A 17604-nucleotide genomic window follows, 5' to 3' on the forward strand; every position below is an offset into this window, starting at 1 on the left:
GCGTTCTCATGGGAAGATTATCAGGCAAAGTAGCAATTATTACTGGAGCAGGCAGCGGTATGGGGGCTGAGCAAGCTCGTTTATTTGCAAAAGAAGGTGCCAAAGTAATTGGCGGTGATATGAATGTACAAGGCCTTCAAGCTGTCATTGATGAAATTAAAGCTGACGGTGGAGATGCAATTGCTGTTAAATTAAATATCTCTTCACCTCAAGATTGGCAAAGTGCTGTCCAAACAGCTGTTGAAACATACGGGAAAGTGAATGTCTTAGTGAATACAGCAGGAGTTGCTGGTCCGTTCATCGCGAAGGCTGCCGACCATGATCCAGATGAGTGGGATAAGCTTTTAGCGATTAACTTAAAAGGGGCATTTTTAGGAAGCAAATATGCCATTCCTGAAATGATTAAAGATGGCGGCGGTTCAATCGTAACCATTTCTTCTATCGGCGGACTAGTTGGTGGACAAGGCGGTACAGGCTATGGGGCTGCTAAGGCAGGTCTAATCGGCATGTCTAAAAATATCGCTGTAGACTATGGCAAAGATCATGTACGTTCAAACGTTGTTTGTCCTGGTCAAATTAGAACGCCAATGTCTGCCGTACTAGAAACAGAAGATATGAAAGCTGCGAAACAATACTACTTGAATAAAACACCATTAGGCCACTTTGGTGATCCAATTGATATCGCTTATGCGTCCCTTTTCCTTGCATCGGACGAATCGAAGTTCATCACCGGTACAGAATTAATCGTTGATGGCGGCGTAATGGCTAACTAAGCTCATGAGCAGAAAGAGACAGTCTCCACTTTACTTTGGAGGCTGTCTCTTTCTTATGCTTGATTCTATATATTTAAAGATTGTCTCGTTAAAATTTCAAATGCTTCCTTCGCCTTCTCAAAATCCGCTTGGATGATGGCATGAACCATTTCTTCCAAGTAAATATAACGGCTTTTTGTTCTTTCAACATCTCCCCATTTCATTTGGGAGTACGCATTTGTAATAAAAGTAATATCAGAGTAAAACTTGCTAAATGCTTTATTTTCAGCCACATGAAATACATATCCGCATAATCGATGAACGTTAACCACGTATTCTAAAATATCCTTTTGCCGCAGTGCCTCTTGCGCCCCGATCAAATAGTGCTTAAGCTGCACATATTTTTCTTCGGTCCACTTTGATTTTGAAAAATCGATTCCAAGCTTAAATAGTTCCACTAAGGCATCGGTATAATCATCCATCTCTTTCTTGGAGATAGCTTTTACATGCACGCCTTTTCTAGGCAGCCGTTCCACAACACCCGTATTTTGCAAAATATAGAAGGACTCTCGAACCGGAATGTTACTTACATTCAATTCTTTCGCTATATTGGTTTCAATCAGCCGAGTCCCTTGTACTAATTCGCCTATAAATATTTTTTTCAGTATATGATTCGCTATTTGCTCTGGCAGTGAACTCGTTTGATCACCCATTATTGAAGAAAAATTATAATTATCCATAAGCTATTTCACTTACCCCTTATTAAAAAGATAGACAGCCATTCGGTACGTTGTGATTCAATAACTTAAATATATAAAATCATCTATGTAAGAAATACTCATAGTATGCGCCTTGCATGAGTAATACGATCTCCCCGATAATCCCTATACCAAAAAAACAGAAATAGTAAGTTGCCGATGACACCTCTTTGTTAAATAGCTCTTTGAAAGCCTGAATAAACACGCGATCGAATTTAAACCAACTTAGAATCCAGCCAATAATTAAAAAAGTAATGATTGCCATATTCTAAACCCCGCCTCCAAATAACGATGTTTGGTTAAGTTTATTCTATTATAGCAGGAAATCCATCAGACCGATAAAAGCGAAAGGTATTGAGTTAAGGAGAAGCTGACACAACCCTTAAATTTGCGTCTGCAAGTCTTAATCCCGCTAATCTTAGCCATCAGTTGCGTTTAGATTGCCTTACTATTGAATAGGAATAATGATTAATCAAAAAAGTAATGAATATTATTTTATAGCATGATAGCATTCCAATTGTATTCCAATCTATTTGCGAAAGGAAAAAACAATGGATATTAAAATCGAAACTTTGCCGAAATACCGCATTGCCTATGTGCGACAAGTTGGGCCATATGGTCCTGCCAATTCTCAAGCGATGGAGAAGCTGAAAAATTGGGCCAAAGGGGGAAATCTGCTCACTGAATCGACAATCCTGCTCGGGGTGCCGCAAGATAACCCTGAAACAACACTACCGGAAAACTGTCGATATGATGCATGTATTGTCATTTCAAAGGAATATCCAGATGATGATTCCATTTGCGAGGGCCAGCTTGATGGTGGAACGTATGTGATTTGCACAATCAAACATACAGCAGAAGCTATTCAAAGAGCATGGAATGAAATTTTTCCATACTTACAAAACGGCGGATACCAAATGGACAATAAACCGATTTTAGAAAGATATATCGGTGATATGCTTGAGAATGATTTTTGCGAAATATGCGTGCCTGTTAAACCCCTATAAATTCCAATAACACGCAAATGGGGCTATGACAGGTCAATTGCTCACAGCCTGTCATAGCCCCAAAACTCATGCACGATGCGTTTCTTCAAAAGATTAATCCCAATCCTCACCTATTCTTTCACAGAGCCGATCATGACGCCTTTAACAAAATACTTCTGAACAAATGGGTATAGGAGAAGGATCGGTATCATCGTGATTACGATTAATGTGACTGGCAGAAGTGAAATCAGGTATAATTAAAGTACAATATAAAAAAATGAAAGTAGTGATTCAATGCAGCATTACATGAAACAAATGCTTGTAACAGGCTTGGACCGTACCCTGCCTATTTTCATCGAAACGATGGGATGGAATGAATGGCAGGATGAGTTTGTCCGACCACAGGGTTACCATTGTTATCATTGGCTGCAGACAACCGGAGGAGAAGGTATATTTGAAATTGCGGGCAAAACACTCACCCTAGCGCCAAATCAAGGCATTTTGCTGCCGCCTAATGCTCCGCACCGTTATGTAACCCAAACGCATCCTTGGTCTACCTGGTATATCACATTCAATGGAAACCTCGCACCATTCATTGTTTCCTCTCTCGGTTTGGCTACCTCCACTGTGATTAGCTGGGAATCGAACTCCCGACTATCCACTATGCATAAAAGGAGTCGAAATTTGGCAAGACAAAACTTCGATTTCAACGGAATGGATGGTTCGGCCTTTGTCTATCGCTTTCTGATGGATCTGAAACGATATGGACAAGTCGATAATCAACGCTCCTTCTCCCAGCATACCGTCAGATTAATGCCATTAATTCAGTTTCTTGAAGAGAACTATTCGAACCCCGCTATTGGATTGCTCCAGTTGGCAGAATATGCTGGTATCAGTTCACAACGATTGAATTACTTATTCAGAGTGACAACAGGGATGAGCCCTTACCAATACCTCATACACTTGCGCATTCAGAAGGCCAAGGAGCACCTGATAAACGATAAAAAGCTCACCGTCAAGGCGGTCGCCTCCTTGGTGGGCTTTTTGGATGCTAGTCATTTTGTATCTACTTTTAGAAAAATTGAATCCATAACTCCGCAGAGTTTTCGCGAGCTAAATTAATATCGTGTATGGTTTGACTATTATCACCTTATTCTCTAAATTCTTGCGGTGTAACGCCAAAATGCTCCTTAAACACTTTGATAAAATAGGTCGGATTTTTATAGCCCAAACGGTTCGCTACTTCATATATTTTATATCTGCTGTCCTTTAATAAAAATACGGCCTTTTCCATCCGCAACCGCAGCAGGTAGTCGGATATGTTCTCGCCTGTTTCTCTCTTAAATACTTTGGATACATGGGTTGGATGCATATAGACGTAATCGGCGATGGCCTGAAGCGAAACGTCCTCAGATAGATGCTCTTGTACAAATTGATGAATTTGAGCCACAACTGAATGACGGGATGCAGACAGTTCCTTATTCATCTCATTGTGCAGCCTATCCAGCATGCTCGCGGCCCAATACTCCAGCTCGCCAACGCTCTTGATCTCCGCAGATGCATGCAAGGGGTAATCTGCAAGCAATCTGCCGCTCTTATGCACAAAGTATGTGAAAGCAGATTTAAGTGAATAAAATATTTCAAATAGATGTTCGTTTGAGCCACTGTATTTCACTTTCCATTCACGCAATACTTCCTCCAGCTTCTCTCTTGCAGCCGCCCAGTTGCCCGCCTCAAGCAAATGCGGGAATAGCGGAGGCGAATATAGTGAAGCGACAATATGAGACACTGGTTTCGCATTTTCCTTGCCAAGACGGACAACGAAGTCATTGTCGTAGCCGATTTGCGAACGAACCGTAGCGACGCAGCGCTGATAAAGCTCCTCCACATCGGCTGGAAAAGATCCCACAGGCGACAGAATAACCGAGATGGTTAAATGCAGCAGTTGATTGACAATTCTCCTCATATCGTCTGCAATTCGTTCCAAATAATGATCCTCCAAGCTCCCTGCTCCATGATTCACAATGAACAAGATATGGCCGTATAAATCCTCGCAGCTCCAGCTCTTATAGGTGCCGGACAGCAATTCCTCGACGATATTAGTAACTGCATACCCCATAATGGACATATCCGATAGACCATACCTCTTATCATTATCCTCTATACGAATAAGAATCAGCGACATGGCATCGCCGATCCCGATCTGAATATCATATAAGAGCAATTGTTCATTCAGCTTCCGCTCTTGCCACAATCTCCCCTGAATCAGATTGTTCAATAAATTGGAACGTAAAATAGGCAAATTGCGATAAACCATAGCTTGCGATTGTACAAATGCCATCATCTTCTCTCGTTCCGCCAGCACTGTATTAACCGCATCTTTAACGGCAGCGATCAGCTCAACGTCCTTCACTGGCTTGAGCAAATAATGAGACGCCTTATGCTTCACCCCTTGCTGGGCAAATTCAAACTCCGCATGCCCAGTAAGCAGCATACACTCCGTTTGGGGCCATTTCCCCTTAATCGCTCTGATCAGCTCAATCCCATTCATACCTGGCATACGAACATCGGTTACCACAATGTCTGCGGGATTCTTGTCCATGACTTCAAGAGCCTGTTTGCCGGAATACGCGGAAAGCACGGTTGTAATGCCAGCCTCTGCCCAGGATATGCTAGCTGTCATGCTTTCAACCAAGTGCTCTTCATCATCTACAATCAACAGCTTCATCGTCAACCTCCCCTCCTCTCCAATGCAGCTCTACTCGCAGTCCCGATGCAGCGTTAATCGATAGCTTCAAGCCGGAATCGGCTCCATACCGGAGCTGGAGCCGCCGATGCACATTCATAAGACCACAGCTATCCGCCCCCGCCCCTTCACCACGACGGCTTGCCAACAGCCTACGAAGGTCCTGCAGCCGCTCGAAGGTCATGGAACCACCATTGTCGTCCACAAGCAATGAATATTCGTTGCCTGTGCATCTACCCGTAATCGTTACAACTCCAACGTCTTCCAAAGCTTCAACCCCGTGGATCAAAGCGTTCTCGACAATGGGCTGCAAAATCAATCTGGGTACGATGAGGGGCATCATGCCGCTCATCACATCGATTCCATAACGAATACGGCTCATCCTCATTCGATGAATACTAAGGTAATCGGCCGCGTTCTTTAACTCATCCTCCAGCTTAACCAATTGATTCTCCACCCGAGTCGTGTAGCGATAATAATCTGACAGGTGATAAGCCATTTCAAGAACCGCGTCTTTCCTGTTTAGCTTGGTCATGCTGATGACATAGGTCAAACTGTTATATAAGAAATGCGGATTGATTTGCGATTGCAGCTGCTTGAGCTCTGCTTCGCGCGTATGAAGCTGCTGCTCCAGCACATTCTCGATGAGCTGCTGAATTTGATCAGCCATATCATTGAATCTGGAAATAATGAGCCGAAATTCGTTATTCACCTGAAGTGGAATTCTTGTTTTGTATTGTCCCATCTTGATCTGCTGTACTCCTTTTACAAGGGCCCGCAAGGGTACCTGAACATTTCGGTACAACAACCAGGATACTGCAATGCCGACGATGAGCAGCAATCCATAGACAAGATAGGCGAATCGATTGATCATTCGCAATGGAGTTAAAATCTCGGATAAAGGTACTACGTTGACTACATAACCGTCTATCGCTTGTACATCGGAATAAGTAAGCAGATACGAAATTCCGTTTATATTTAAGGTGATATCCCCCTCATCTGCCAGCTGTGTTTGTTTTAAAGCGGACACAGCTTCACTAAGAAGATAGGAAGGGAACGAGCTTGTTGCTAAAAATGTATCACTAGACTTATAAAATAAGGCTTCGCCGCTCCCTTGCGACTTAAACTTGTCCAGCATACGAATCACGTTGCTCATGTCAAAGCTGATTTCAATGATGGAATTGGCTTTGGCGATGCCGCCGCCTGCCTCGAAGGGTTCAACGGTCAGGTGGATAACCTTGCCCTGTTTGTCTGTCTGTTCATCGTTCAAAATAAAATTCCAATTTTCCTTACTTAACCTCTGAAGCCGCTCCGGAACAAACGAGGTTCCGTTTACTGTCGATATCGTTTGTCCGGTTTGCGGCGAATAAACGGTTACATCGTTAATCCATTCGGTCGATGCACTTTGCAAATATAGCTTATCCTGAATAATTTTTTTTCGATTAATTTGTTCATAATAGCTGGAAGTCACCAAAGACAAATCTTGAAATTCAATGACGTTCGGATCACGAATCAGGATATTGGTGAATACCTCCAATTGAAGAATAGTATTGTCCAATTGCGTGGCTAAGGTAGAAAGTCTGCTAATGCTTGACTGTTTAATTTGTTCAGTCATCGCATTCTCGTTGACTCGATTGGAATATATGGACAAAATTAATACTGGCAGCAAAAATAATATAAGGGAGCCGACTAGTTTGGAAAAAAGACTGCGTTCCTTGTTAATCATTCGCTTCGACTCCCAAGTTTTTGCCCATTCTATTCCTTAACTGCTCCCATCGTCAACCCTTGAACGAAAAACCTTTGCAGAAAGGGATAGACTAACAGGATCGGAAGCGCTCCAATCAATATCTGGGCAGATCGCACCGTTCTTTCCGACAGGATCTGCAGCTGCCCGGGATCTATGTTCGTATTCCTCATGTCTCCGCTTTGTATAATCGTCTGCAGAAATGTCGCAAGCGGATATTGCCGGTAATCGGTCATATAAATCAATCCGTCAAACCATGAATTCCAGTGCCATACCATCGAAAACAACGATAAGGTAGCTAAGGAAGGAAGCGATAAAGGTAGATAGATCGCGGTCAACGATCTCATATAGCCCGCTCCGTCTATTAAAGCCGCTTCTTCAAGCTCTTTCGGAATGGCTCGGAAAAATTGCATCATAAGAATCGTATTAAACACGTTAACGGCTGCCGGAAGGATAAGGGCCCCTAGCGTATTAGTCAAATGAAGCTCAGTGACTACCAAATAGCTCGGAATCAAGCCGCCGTTAAACAGCATCGTAAATACGAAAAACCATGAATAAAATCCTCTGCCGTAAAACGAACGCGATAGCGTATAGGCCGCTGTAACGGTCAATGCCATGGACAACAAGGTGCCGCTAACTGTTCTTTCCGCTGATATGATCAGGGAACGCAAAAATAAAGGATTTGATAGCGTCCTCAAGTAAGCTTCACCTGTAAATCCAATCGGCCAGAAATACACCTGGTTGGCCGTTGCAGCCGAGCTCGAGCTTAAAGATACGGCGGCAACATGAACCAGCGGCAAAATACATAAAACGGATATCACTGTCAGAAGCAATGTATTGAATACAGTAAACCATCGATAAGCAATTGTGCCTCGATACATAGAATCAGCCTGCCTTTACTTTAAAAAATGCGATAATTGCCAAACCGGTAGGCAAGTCGGTACGCAGCAACGATCAGGATGAAGCTCACTACCGATTTGAACAAGCCGACGGCTGTCGCAAAACTGAATGATCCATTCATAAGTCCTACCCTGTAAACAAAGGTATCAATAATATCTCCTTCGCGGTAAACGAGCGGATTGTACAGATTGAAGATTTGGTCGAAGCCCGCGTTAAGGATATTGCCTAGCGCCAACGTTCCTACAACCAGTATAACGGGTACAAGCGCCGGCAAGGTGACATAGAAGGTTTGCTTGAAGCGGCTTGCTCCATCCATTTCAGCTGCTTCGTACAATGACATATTAATGCCGCTCATGGCCGCAAGATAGATAATCGTGGAAAAGCCGAATTCCTTCCACACATCGCTGACCACGACCGTTATCCGAAACCAAGTGCCGTCGCCGAGAAAGAACACAGAACCTGCTCCCAGCAGGGATAATAGCTGATTCACAATCCCTTTATTGCCTAAGATATCTGTCAATATACCGCCCAATATAACCCAAGACAAGAAATGAGGAAGATAAACGAACGTCTGTACAAACCTTTTGAACATCATGACGCGAACCTCATTCAGAAGCAAGGCGAACACGATAGGCACCACAGTATTAGCTCCAATTTTAAGCGAAGCGATTAATAGCGTGTTATAAATCACTTGTATGCTGTCGGGATACGTAAACATATACTGAAAATGCTCTAAGCCAACCCATGGCGAATTCAGAAGGCCAAGGCGAGGCTTGTAGTCTTGGAATGCCATCAATAGCCCAGCCATCGGCGCGTAATTAAATACAAGCAAGCAGATTACAGATGGCAGTATGAGCAAATGAAGAGGAAGCTGGCGAAAAACCTTCATCCTCCTCTTCTTCCATTCCATCATCCAGACAACTCCTTTTTTGCTAATTTAGAAAATAAAACAGGCCTTACGTCGATATGCCCCGCAAGGCCTGCCGAATAAAAATCTTCTATTTGTTGACCGCTTGATACCACTCGTTTACTTCTTTGGTAATATCGTCGCCGCCAGAAGACTTCCACTTACTAACAAAAGCATCGAAAGAGTCTGGAGATTCATTTCCATAAATAATCTTCAGGAAGGCTTCGTTTTCCATTTTGCGAAGCAATTCGCCTTTTTGAGCCATCGTTGCTGTTGGTGGTCCAGTATACCGATCAAAAATAGCGGCGTCGTCGAGATACGTTTGCAATACTGCAGCAGCTTCCGACCATTTCTTCGGTCTGGCTGAGAAATACTTCTCATAAGGCGTTTCTGGCGCAATCCCTTGACCTAGCTTGGCCATGACTTCAAGCTCTTTTTTGGGCGTTTGGATATCGTTTCCGTAAATGGAATACTTCTTCACATCGATCCATCCACCCGGAATTTGATCCTGATCATAAACGGGCTCTCCGTCTTTCAAGACATAATCGTAGCCCTCCGCCCAACCGTTGGCGAATTCCGAATCAGGATCGTAGAAGCCTGGTCCCATAATAGCGTCCAAATAATTGAAAAATGCTTCCATATACTTAAAGTCCTTGTTGAAATAGAATCGGACTGAGGATTGCGGTTCGCTGCCGAATCCCATCTTCCCGTCAATACCTGCTGGTATCGGTACCGGCTTATAATCAAACTTCATATCGGCGTTGAATGGATAAGTCGCCATCCATGTTGGTCCGAACACCATGCCGGATTTGCCCTGTACAAAGCTTTCCGCTGCCTTGGCTTCATCCATAACCCCTGCATCTTTATCTAGATAACCTTTGCTCATCCACTCGCTAAGCTTGGTCAGCCCCTCCTTCACTGTCGGCTGCACGGACCCGTACTGCAGCGTCCCGTCTGCCGCCTCCGTCCAGTAGGTTGGGATAGCTGCTTGTCCAAATAAGAAATCACTGGAGACCATATACGTATCCTTCACGGCTGTAACGCCTTTTTTAAGGGAAAGAGACAACCCGATGGTGTCCTTTTGCCCGTTGCCATCAGGATCTTGATTAACGAATGCATCCATGACAGTTTCCATATCTTCAATGGTTTTCGGCACCTGCAGTCCCAATTTATCCAGCCAATCCTGACGAATCCACATGACGCTGAAGGAACTGACAGCATTGAAGGTAGGAAGACCATAATGCTTGCCATCGTAGCTTACCGTATTCCAGATTTCAGGATATTGAGCGTAAAGCTCCTTGATTCGCGGCGAAGCATATTTATCGAAGGCTTCATCAATGTCCATGACTTTGCCGGAATCGACCACCTGATTCTCAAGCGTCGGATCACTCAATGTGAAGACATCCGGCAGTTTGTCGTTGGAGTTTAGCAGCAGACGGAGTCTTGTGGAATAGGCCTCGCCAGTTCCGACGGTCCAATCCACCTTAAAGTTAATGCCGAACTTCTCTTTAGCCCACTTGGTGTGAACATTGTTTTCTATGCTCTCTCCATTTTTAAATTTGTTATCGGAGCCTACAACACGACCTAATGAAATCGTAGCCTCTTGTTGACCTGCATTCTCTGTTTCCCCTTGTGCATTTTTCTCTGAATTGGATGTTTGGCTGCAGCCAACAGCAGTTAAAAGCGTTAATCCGGCTACAAGCGCAATCGACGCTTGCTTCACAAATCTTTTTCTCATTCTGTGACCTCCTTGTATATGATTGATGTTTAGTATATCGCTGACTTCATAAATGCATAAATAACAATAAAACGATATTTATATAAATATATTGGTCGTTCATTTCGATTTTCATATTCTTATATATTCGCATTCTTTTTTTATATTTCTTATTTGGAATACAGCATTTAATATGGTCTGTATATTTAATTATTTTATATGGCGGTGATCAGCTTGTTATTTGCAGGAACGAATTACCATCCGCACGATTGGCCTCGCGAGCGATGGAAGCACGATATTGAAATGATGAAAAAGGCCTCCTTCAATATTGTCCGACTGGGGCACCTATGCTGGGACAGCTATGAGCCGTCTGAGGGGAACTTTACATTTGAGTGGTTCGATGAAGTAATGGATCTTTTCCACGAGGCTGGTATAGAGGTTGTTCTTGATATTGCTACCCGCCCCGCTCCCACATGGCTGCACAAAAAATATCCCGAGATCGACCGCACAGATACAAACGGCAATCGATTAGAAGCGCAAACGCGATATATGGAAGATATCGGCCATCCTGCTTTTCAAGAGTATGCCTACAAATTCGCGGAAAAACTAGTGTGCCGCTACCGAAACCATCCTGCCCTTTACGCCTTTGGTTTGTGCAATGAGCTTGGCTCGGGTGCGCCTTCCTATTCCAGTGCCGCCAGAAACCGCTTTGAAGCTTGGCTTAAGGAGAAATATAAAACCATAGACAACTTGAACCAAGCATGGACGACTCATCGCTGGTCTCGAAAGCTGAATAGCTTTCACGATGTCGTGCTGCCGATTTCGGGTCAAATACAAGGTGCTCCGGAACGGGTAATCGACATGTGGCGTTTTTATTCCGATGAAACTTTGGCGTATATGCATGGCTTGAGCCTTCTCGTCAAACGATTGGCCCCACATGCCAGAGAGTCTACCAACCATTGGTCTGAAAATCCCGGATACGGGTTCGATTATTTGAAGCAGTATCAAGATATTATTGACTTGCCAGGAATCGGTTTTTATCCGGGCACTAATCCAGAAGACAGAAAAGCTTTGACAGCCGCTTGCTTCTTTATGGATCATCGTATCGGAGAGCTTGATAAACCTATTTGGTGCCTCGAATTCCAAACCGGTGACTTTGGAGGTTACGGTTCGCCGCGCAATGCAATGAGAATGTACGCCTATCTCTCTTTAGTATATAGAGGTCAAGCGGTCTGTGCGTGGACCTGGCGTACAATGTTAGGCGGAGAGGAGCAGTATGTATTCGGTCTAGTGGACCATGACGGAACTCCAGGCTGGAAGTACGACGAGTTCAAACAAATCGCTGAGGAATTCAACCTTTTGAAGGAACTAGGCCTTCCCAGAAGGACGAAGCCGGAGATCGCCATTGCTTATTCCTACGAAAGCTTGAAGGTGATGGCAGGCAACCGCAGCTATTACAAAATGGAGTATACCGAGCAAGTGCTGCAAGCCTATGAGACACTTGTGCTGGCTAATCTTGACTGTAATATTGTGAATTTGCGCCAGCTGCAAAACGATTATAAAATTCTGATCGTGCCGGGACATGCCGTGATGGATAAAGCATCGGCGGCAGCGATTCGCTCCTTCGTAGAGGGCGGTGGAACCGTTGTAATGACGGCGTATTCAGCGAAGGTCAATGAGCACAACCGCGTATTCGACACCCCGCTGCCGGGAGAGCTTAGTGATGTATTTGGCATTCGCAGCGGAGCATTCTCGAGAACCAGAAGTCATACGCCTATCGAAAATGCTGGCGGACTGGAGAAGACGGAGCTTCGCTTGGAGCGTGAGAAGCCGATTATTTTACTCGGTGGGCATGAGTTTCAGCCTGATATCGACTATTATGAAATCCTTGAAGCTCATACGGCTGAGACAGTAGCAAATTTTACCAATACATGGGATAAGTCGCCCGCAGTGACACGGAACAGGTACGGCAAGGGAGAAGCCATCTATGTCGCCATTCCCGCCAATACGAGCTTCCTTACAGCGCTTCTGGCCCCCTTGTATTCAGCGCTTGGCATAAAGAAAGGACCGTCTACTCCATCAGGGGTTATCGCACGCAAACTGGAAAACGGCTCCGTTATCTATGTGAACACCACTGGCACTGAGCAAACAATAGAGCTCGATAAGCCCGCATCTGGCTTCCTTACTGGCAGTCGCTTCGAGCGCTCGCTGACTTTAAGCAGCTATGACGTAGAACTACTGATGTATGAATCGACAATCGAAGGGGAGCGTACCAATGAGTGAACGAATCAGAAATGCTGCACAAATCGTACCGTCAGCACGACAGGTGGCCTGGCAGGAACTGGAGTTCTATTCCTTTATCCACTTCGGCGTTAACACATTTACGGATATGGAATGGGGACTGGGTGACGAGGATCCAGCAATCTTCAACCCGCTGGAATTTAGCGCGAAGCAATGGGTAGAAGTCTGTAAATCGGCTGGAATGAAGGGCTTGATCCTGACTTGCAAGCATCATGACGGATTCTGCCTTTGGCCGAGCGCCTATACGGAGTATTCGGTTAAGAACAGTCCATGGCGTGGCGGGAATGGCGACCTTGTGCAGGAGGTAGCGGATGCTTGCCGTGAAGGCGGGATTGCATTCGGCGTATATTTATCCCCCTGGGATCGTCACGATCAACGGTACGGCTCCTCTCTCTACAACGACTATTTGAAAAATCAGCTGCGCGAGCTGCTGACCCATTACGGCGACATCTTCTGTGTATGGTTTGACGGAGCTTGCGGCGAGGGGCCCAATGGATTAAAACAAGTTTACGATTGGGATGGCTATTACGAGGTGATTCGTGAATTGCAGCCAGGCGCAGTCATATCCGTATGCGGTCCTGATGTTCGTTGGTGCGGCAATGAGGCGGGCCATACTCGCGATTCCGAGTGGAGTGTCGTTCCGGCAGAGCTTCAGGATTGCGAGAAAATCCAAGAAGAGTCGCAGCATGTTGACGACGGCGAGTTTTCCAAGCGAACGAACTCAAGAGACGAGAATTTAGGCAGCAGAGAAGCCATTCAAGGGAAAGATAAGCTCACATGGTATCCGGCTGAAGTAAATACCTCGATTCGGCCAGGCTGGTTCTACCACGCCGGTGAGGATGACAAGGTTAGAAATCTGGAAGAGCTCTTGGATATCTACTATAAATCGGTTGGTGGAAACTCGACCTTTCTTCTGAACCTTCCTCCCGACGGGCGCGGACTCATTCATGAAAATGATGCGAGGCGAATGGCTGAGCTCGGACAAATGATCAGGTCCACGTTCCAGCATAATCTTGCCGCGAATGCAAATGCTGCGGCGACGGAAGCATTGGACGAGAACCACGATGCCAATCGGATTTTAGATGGTGACAAAAATACGTATTGGTGTCCCAAAGAAGGTACTGAGCATGCCGTGATCGAAATCGATTTGAATGTCGAGCAAGCATTTGACAGAATCGTGCTCAAAGAACATATCCAATCCGGTCAACGGATCGAAAAATTCCGTATGGAGTACCTGCAGGACGGTTCTTGGGAGCAATTCTGTGAATGCACGATTGTCGGCTACAAGCGCATACTTAAATTCCCAGCAGTAACAGCAAGACACATCCGCCTAACTATTGAAGAATCGCGCTGGTGTCCTACCATTTCTGCACTGGAGGTTTATCTCAGCCCGCTCTGAGTTTCACCATAATTTCGACAACACATCGACAAACACAAATAGGCCGCAGTCACTCGTAAGAGGGTGACTGTTGGCCTTCTTTGTGCAACGGTAAACTTCAAAACCATCTGCGTTACGCTCCAGGTATCTATTTTATTTCTGCGGAGCCATATTATTGTAGATGCGTGCTGCATTCACTTTTCCTGTGCTTACATCCTCTGTCGTAAATCCAGATACGATATTGCCGACTTTAAACTCCTTTTGCAGCAGCTCTTCAGACGGCTCGGCAGCCGTTGGCCCTTCGATGCCCATTCCAGTTTCTGAGGTTACGGTTACCCATAAGTCACCAACCTTAAAGCTTTTTCCATCTGTGCTCACTTCCGTAATCTCACCCTCGATATTGACAACCGCTTTGCCACTCGTAGGAGGCTTCGTTGCAACAGCAGCCGACTCCGGTGTTGTATTTGGCACATTTGTTGTATTTGGTGTATCCTGATTCATCGCGAAGATGCCTAGCGATAATACTGCACATGCTGCAATACCAACTGTCCAACCTGTTAACGTTCTTTTTTTAGCTTTTTCCATTTTAAACGACTCCTTTTGATTGCTGCTATTTGGTTGTGCTGTCTTTTCCATTTCCGACATCAGCTTCTGATAGGTTGCCTCTTTAAAATTCTCACTTGTTTTCACACGGGACATCGCGGATTTATAAACAGATTTCTTCATCCTCCAAGCCTCCAATCTTGTCTTTTAAGATAAGACGTCCTCTCGCGAGCCATGTTCCTACCGTTGCCGACTTAGTCTGCATGATATCTGCAATTTCCTTGATGGAATATCCCTCATAGTAGTGCAGATGAATTGGAATTCGATACTTCTTGTCCAAGGCCAGTACAGCCTGCAAAATCCCATTTTCTTCTGGTGGGAGATAGCTAAGATCTTCGGGAACAGGATTTCTGCTTTTGAACCATCCGGTTTTCAGCATATTTTTACTTTTATTAATGGTTAATCGAATCAACCACGCTTTTTCGTGTTCACTGTTTTCAAACACAGGGCGCTTCTGCAAATAGGTGAGAAATACCTCTTGGGTCACTTCTTCTGCATCAGCTATATTTTTCAGGTACGTAAAGGCTATTTTAATCAAGCTGTGTGAATATAGATCCAAGGCCCGCCGTACAGATTCATTGAGCTCATATGAATTGTACACCTCAGCACCCCCTTTCACTTTTAATACAACTGAGAGTTCTAATATTTTTCATTGCGTCTAATTTTTTTTAGCATGTAATGATTTCCACTAAAATATCCGTTTCATTCAAAGGGTCAGAACAAAGCCATGGGCCTCTCAGGACAGCCCCTTACATTGCAATATTAAACATGTGCCGATTGCTGTAGCTATAAGACGAAATTAAAAAAGGCACCTGCTCGGGTGCCTTTTTGGTTCTATTCCCACTTACTTCACCTTCTAGCGCCACCGCTCCCCACGCTTCTTCACGTAATTTGTCAAAACATACCGCCAAGGAATAATGAAAGGAAAAATCACGACCAACAAACAGGCTGAGGCCGTCTCCCATGTTGATTCATCCATTTGACCGGCTGTCCATAATGGCAGTGCAACAACGATCAGCCAAATGGACTTCCACCCCAATTCCCACAGCAGCAAGGGCAGCATCTGCAGCGGATTATTTCTGATAAATGAAGTACGAGCTTTCTGATTCTTTTGCCCACAGTTTCTTTGTAATCATTAAAAATGATCTACAACAACTGTTCTTTTTAGATAGCACACTAGGACAATATTACTCGTCAATAAATATAAAAAACAGCCTGGAATGTGTCCAGACTGCGCTAAGAGGCTAATTCCCTCTTCATATGTATTTTGTATCGAATCATAATTAGGTGTTCATATCCGTTAAAGCTGGGATATTGATTTCTTTCACACACGCTGCCTTGGACAGACTGACTACGCATTTCACTAGAGCAACGATATCCTGAAGTGGAATTCGTGTCCCATTATAGGCGGAAAGGGCCCGCTCACTTCCTTCTTCATAAGGAATTTCAGCTGCCAGCTCACCCGGGTTGATACAAGTAACGGCAATACCGTCACTTCTTGTATGCTCTCTGAGAGCTTCTGTAATGCCACGAATGGCAAATTTGGACGCGACAAAAGAGACCTGCGTGCTGTTTGAATTGTTCAAACCGGCGGTTGAACCGATGAGCATAATTTTACCAGCTGTCGATTGCCTGATATGGGGTAATACTGCCTGAATGCATACAATGGCCGAAGTGATATTTACATGAATCAACTGACTTATATCCGCTGGCTCATCTTTATCAAACGTATAATGATCTTCAAAACCTTCCTTTTCCCAAAGCCCCACATTGTAAATGAGAACGTCCACTGTTTCGTTTTGCAGCTTATCCGCGACGAGTGCAGCGGCGTGCAGCTCAGACAAATCAGCCTGTATCCATATCCGCTCTACACCATCATTCAAGTCCAAACTTTCAGGCTTGCTTCGCGAAACGACCCATACTTTATCTCCTTGCTCAGGAACTCCTCTGACGAATGCATCTCCTAATCCTTTGCTGGCACCGAATACAAGATAGGTTTTCATGTTGAATACCCCTTCTTTCCCTATAAAATAAAGAATATCTTTTTAAATCATGATAGCATTCTATGGTCCTGTCAATTCTTAAGCAATGATGAAGCTGAATAAATGGGCAAAGGGAGAAAATCTGCTTACCGAATCGACATTCCTGCTCGGAGTCCCACAAGATAACTCTGAAACAACAAAACCGGAAAACTGTCGATATGATGTATGTATTGTCATTTCAGAGGGTTATCCAGATGATGTTCCATTTGCAAAGGTCAGCTTGATGGTGAACGTATGTTATTTCCAAAATATGCATGTCTTTTAAATCAATATTTGCTACGTGGTGGCTCTCTACCCAGAAATCTTTGTTTGAACTCACACAAACAGCGCTTAATCCTCCAGTTAAGGACGATCAAGCGCATATATTGGCACCTCTTCAAATTCAAAAACTAGATCTTAAAGTAAAAGTCTGTTGTTTTTATCTTTTCAATTAGGAGTACACCAAACTGGACCTACCCATGGTTGGTGCACATAGTACCCGTTGTTATTCCAATTACAAATTTCAATTTCCATTTATTCCTCAACAAAATCACACCTGTTTTTTATTTTTATCTCGTAAAGCAAAATACCCTATTAACAAAGAGATAACAGCAATTAATATTGCAAAAATTTTCTTAATCAATATCATTTCGCCAAAAACATTTCCGAAAGAATCTAACAGACAGATTGTCAAGCCAAGTGCGACACTTCAACCTGAAAAGCTTCGTGTGCGGTTTTCCATCCTAGACACTTTCGAGGACGGTTATTAATAAGGAACAAAGCGCACGCTA

General features: G+C 44.3%; 16 protein-coding genes and 2 pseudogenes. 6 read left to right on the plus strand and 12 right to left on the minus strand.

Translation table 11 applies throughout. The features are described 5' to 3' along the window. Window positions 1–8 precede the first annotated feature (8 nt). Window positions 9–773 (plus strand): SDR family NAD(P)-dependent oxidoreductase, encoded by a 765-nt coding sequence (locus AC50YG_RS09305; RefSeq protein WP_494826313.1) that lies wholly within the window; start codon window positions 9–11, stop codon window positions 771–773. Between the two features lie 65 nt (window positions 774–838). On the opposite strand, the gene AC50YG_RS09310 is transcribed toward AC50YG_RS09305, so the two are convergent. Beyond that, window positions 839–1492 carry a GntR family transcriptional regulator gene (locus AC50YG_RS09310; protein WP_494826315.1) on the minus strand — a complete coding sequence of 218 codons (654 nt, stop codon included), beginning with the start codon at window positions 1490–1492 and terminating at the stop codon, window positions 839–841. Between the two features lie 569 nt (window positions 1493–2061). Between AC50YG_RS09310 and AC50YG_RS09315 the strand changes: the two genes are divergently transcribed. After that, window positions 2062–2517 (plus strand): AraC family transcriptional regulator, encoded by a 456-nt coding sequence (locus AC50YG_RS09315; RefSeq protein WP_494826316.1) that lies wholly within the window; start codon window positions 2062–2064, stop codon window positions 2515–2517. A 110-nt stretch (window positions 2518–2627) separates the two neighbouring features. Here the strand turns inward: AC50YG_RS09315 and AC50YG_RS09320 are convergent. After that, a pseudogene (locus tag AC50YG_RS09320) lies at window positions 2628–2747 on the minus strand (carbohydrate ABC transporter permease); the annotation flags it as partial. A 55-nt stretch (window positions 2748–2802) separates the two neighbouring features. Here AC50YG_RS09320 and AC50YG_RS09325 point away from each other — a divergent pair. Beyond that, window positions 2803–3618: a helix-turn-helix domain-containing protein gene (locus AC50YG_RS09325; protein ID WP_494826317.1), complete on the plus strand. Its 816-nt coding sequence runs from the start codon at window positions 2803–2805 to the stop codon at window positions 3616–3618. A 28-nt stretch (window positions 3619–3646) separates the two neighbouring features. Here AC50YG_RS09325 and AC50YG_RS09330 read toward each other — a convergent pair whose 3' ends face one another. The 5 genes from AC50YG_RS09330 to AC50YG_RS09350 form a co-directional block, all read right to left on the minus strand. Next, window positions 3647–5224: a response regulator gene (locus AC50YG_RS09330; RefSeq protein ID WP_494826318.1), complete on the minus strand. Its 1578-nt coding sequence runs from the start codon at window positions 5222–5224 to the stop codon at window positions 3647–3649. After that, the gene (locus AC50YG_RS09335; RefSeq protein ID WP_494826319.1) at window positions 5202–6968 is read right to left on the minus strand and encodes a sensor histidine kinase; all 1767 of its coding nucleotides are present in this window, start codon (window positions 6966–6968) and stop codon (window positions 5202–5204) included. The genes AC50YG_RS09330 and AC50YG_RS09335 overlap by 23 nt, the downstream gene beginning before the upstream one ends. Window positions 6969–6997: 29 nt before the next feature. Next, the gene (locus tag AC50YG_RS09340; RefSeq protein WP_494826320.1) at window positions 6998–7867 is read right to left on the minus strand and encodes a carbohydrate ABC transporter permease; all 870 of its coding nucleotides are present in this window, start codon (window positions 7865–7867) and stop codon (window positions 6998–7000) included. Window positions 7868–7887: 20 nt separating this feature from the next. Continuing rightward, window positions 7888–8799, minus strand: coding sequence for an ABC transporter permease (locus AC50YG_RS09345; RefSeq protein WP_473761360.1), 912 nt, complete (start codon window positions 8797–8799; stop codon window positions 7888–7890). Between the two features lie 85 nt (window positions 8800–8884). Then, the gene (locus AC50YG_RS09350) at window positions 8885–10531 is read right to left on the minus strand and encodes an extracellular solute-binding protein (protein WP_494826321.1); all 1647 of its coding nucleotides are present in this window, start codon (window positions 10529–10531) and stop codon (window positions 8885–8887) included. A gap of 213 nt (window positions 10532–10744) precedes the next feature. Here AC50YG_RS09350 and AC50YG_RS09355 point away from each other — a divergent pair, with 213 nt between their 5' ends. Both AC50YG_RS09355 and AC50YG_RS09360 read left to right on the plus strand, forming a co-directional pair. Continuing rightward, complete coding sequence (locus AC50YG_RS09355; RefSeq protein ID WP_494826323.1) at window positions 10745–12793, plus strand: beta-galactosidase; 2049 nt, start codon at window positions 10745–10747, stop codon at window positions 12791–12793. Further along, window positions 12786–14210 carry an alpha-L-fucosidase gene (locus AC50YG_RS09360; RefSeq protein WP_494826325.1) on the plus strand — a complete coding sequence of 475 codons (1425 nt, stop codon included), beginning with the start codon at window positions 12786–12788 and terminating at the stop codon, window positions 14208–14210. The genes AC50YG_RS09355 and AC50YG_RS09360 overlap by 8 nt, the downstream gene beginning before the upstream one ends. 132 nt (window positions 14211–14342) lie before the next feature. Here AC50YG_RS09360 and AC50YG_RS09365 read toward each other — a convergent pair whose 3' ends face one another. The 4 genes from AC50YG_RS09365 to AC50YG_RS09380 form a co-directional block, all read right to left on the minus strand. Further along, window positions 14343–14915: a hypothetical protein gene (locus AC50YG_RS09365; RefSeq protein ID WP_494826327.1), complete on the minus strand. Its 573-nt coding sequence runs from the start codon at window positions 14913–14915 to the stop codon at window positions 14343–14345. Beyond that, window positions 14896–15393 (minus strand): RNA polymerase sigma factor, encoded by a 498-nt coding sequence (locus AC50YG_RS09370; RefSeq protein ID WP_338554265.1) that lies wholly within the window; start codon window positions 15391–15393, stop codon window positions 14896–14898. The genes AC50YG_RS09365 and AC50YG_RS09370 overlap by 20 nt, the downstream gene beginning before the upstream one ends. 148 nt (window positions 15394–15541) lie before the next feature. Then, the gene (locus AC50YG_RS09375) at window positions 15542–15757 is read right to left on the minus strand and encodes a hypothetical protein (RefSeq protein WP_494826328.1); all 216 of its coding nucleotides are present in this window, start codon (window positions 15755–15757) and stop codon (window positions 15542–15544) included. A gap of 318 nt (window positions 15758–16075) precedes the next feature. Then, window positions 16076–16795, minus strand: a complete 720-nt coding sequence (locus tag AC50YG_RS09380; RefSeq protein ID WP_494826329.1) for an SDR family NAD(P)-dependent oxidoreductase — start codon at window positions 16793–16795, stop codon at window positions 16076–16078. Window positions 16796–16883: 88 nt separating this feature from the next. On the opposite strand from AC50YG_RS09380, the gene AC50YG_RS09385 reads away from it, so the two are divergent. Next, the gene (locus AC50YG_RS09385) at window positions 16884–17099 is read left to right on the plus strand and encodes a GyrI-like domain-containing protein (RefSeq protein WP_494826384.1); all 216 of its coding nucleotides are present in this window, start codon (window positions 16884–16886) and stop codon (window positions 17097–17099) included. A gap of 404 nt (window positions 17100–17503) precedes the next feature. Here AC50YG_RS09385 and AC50YG_RS09390 read toward each other — a convergent pair. Further along, window positions 17504–17604, minus strand: a pseudogene (locus tag AC50YG_RS09390) (IS30 family transposase); the annotation flags it as partial.

The organism is Paenibacillus sp. J31R34, from assembly GCF_059383715.1.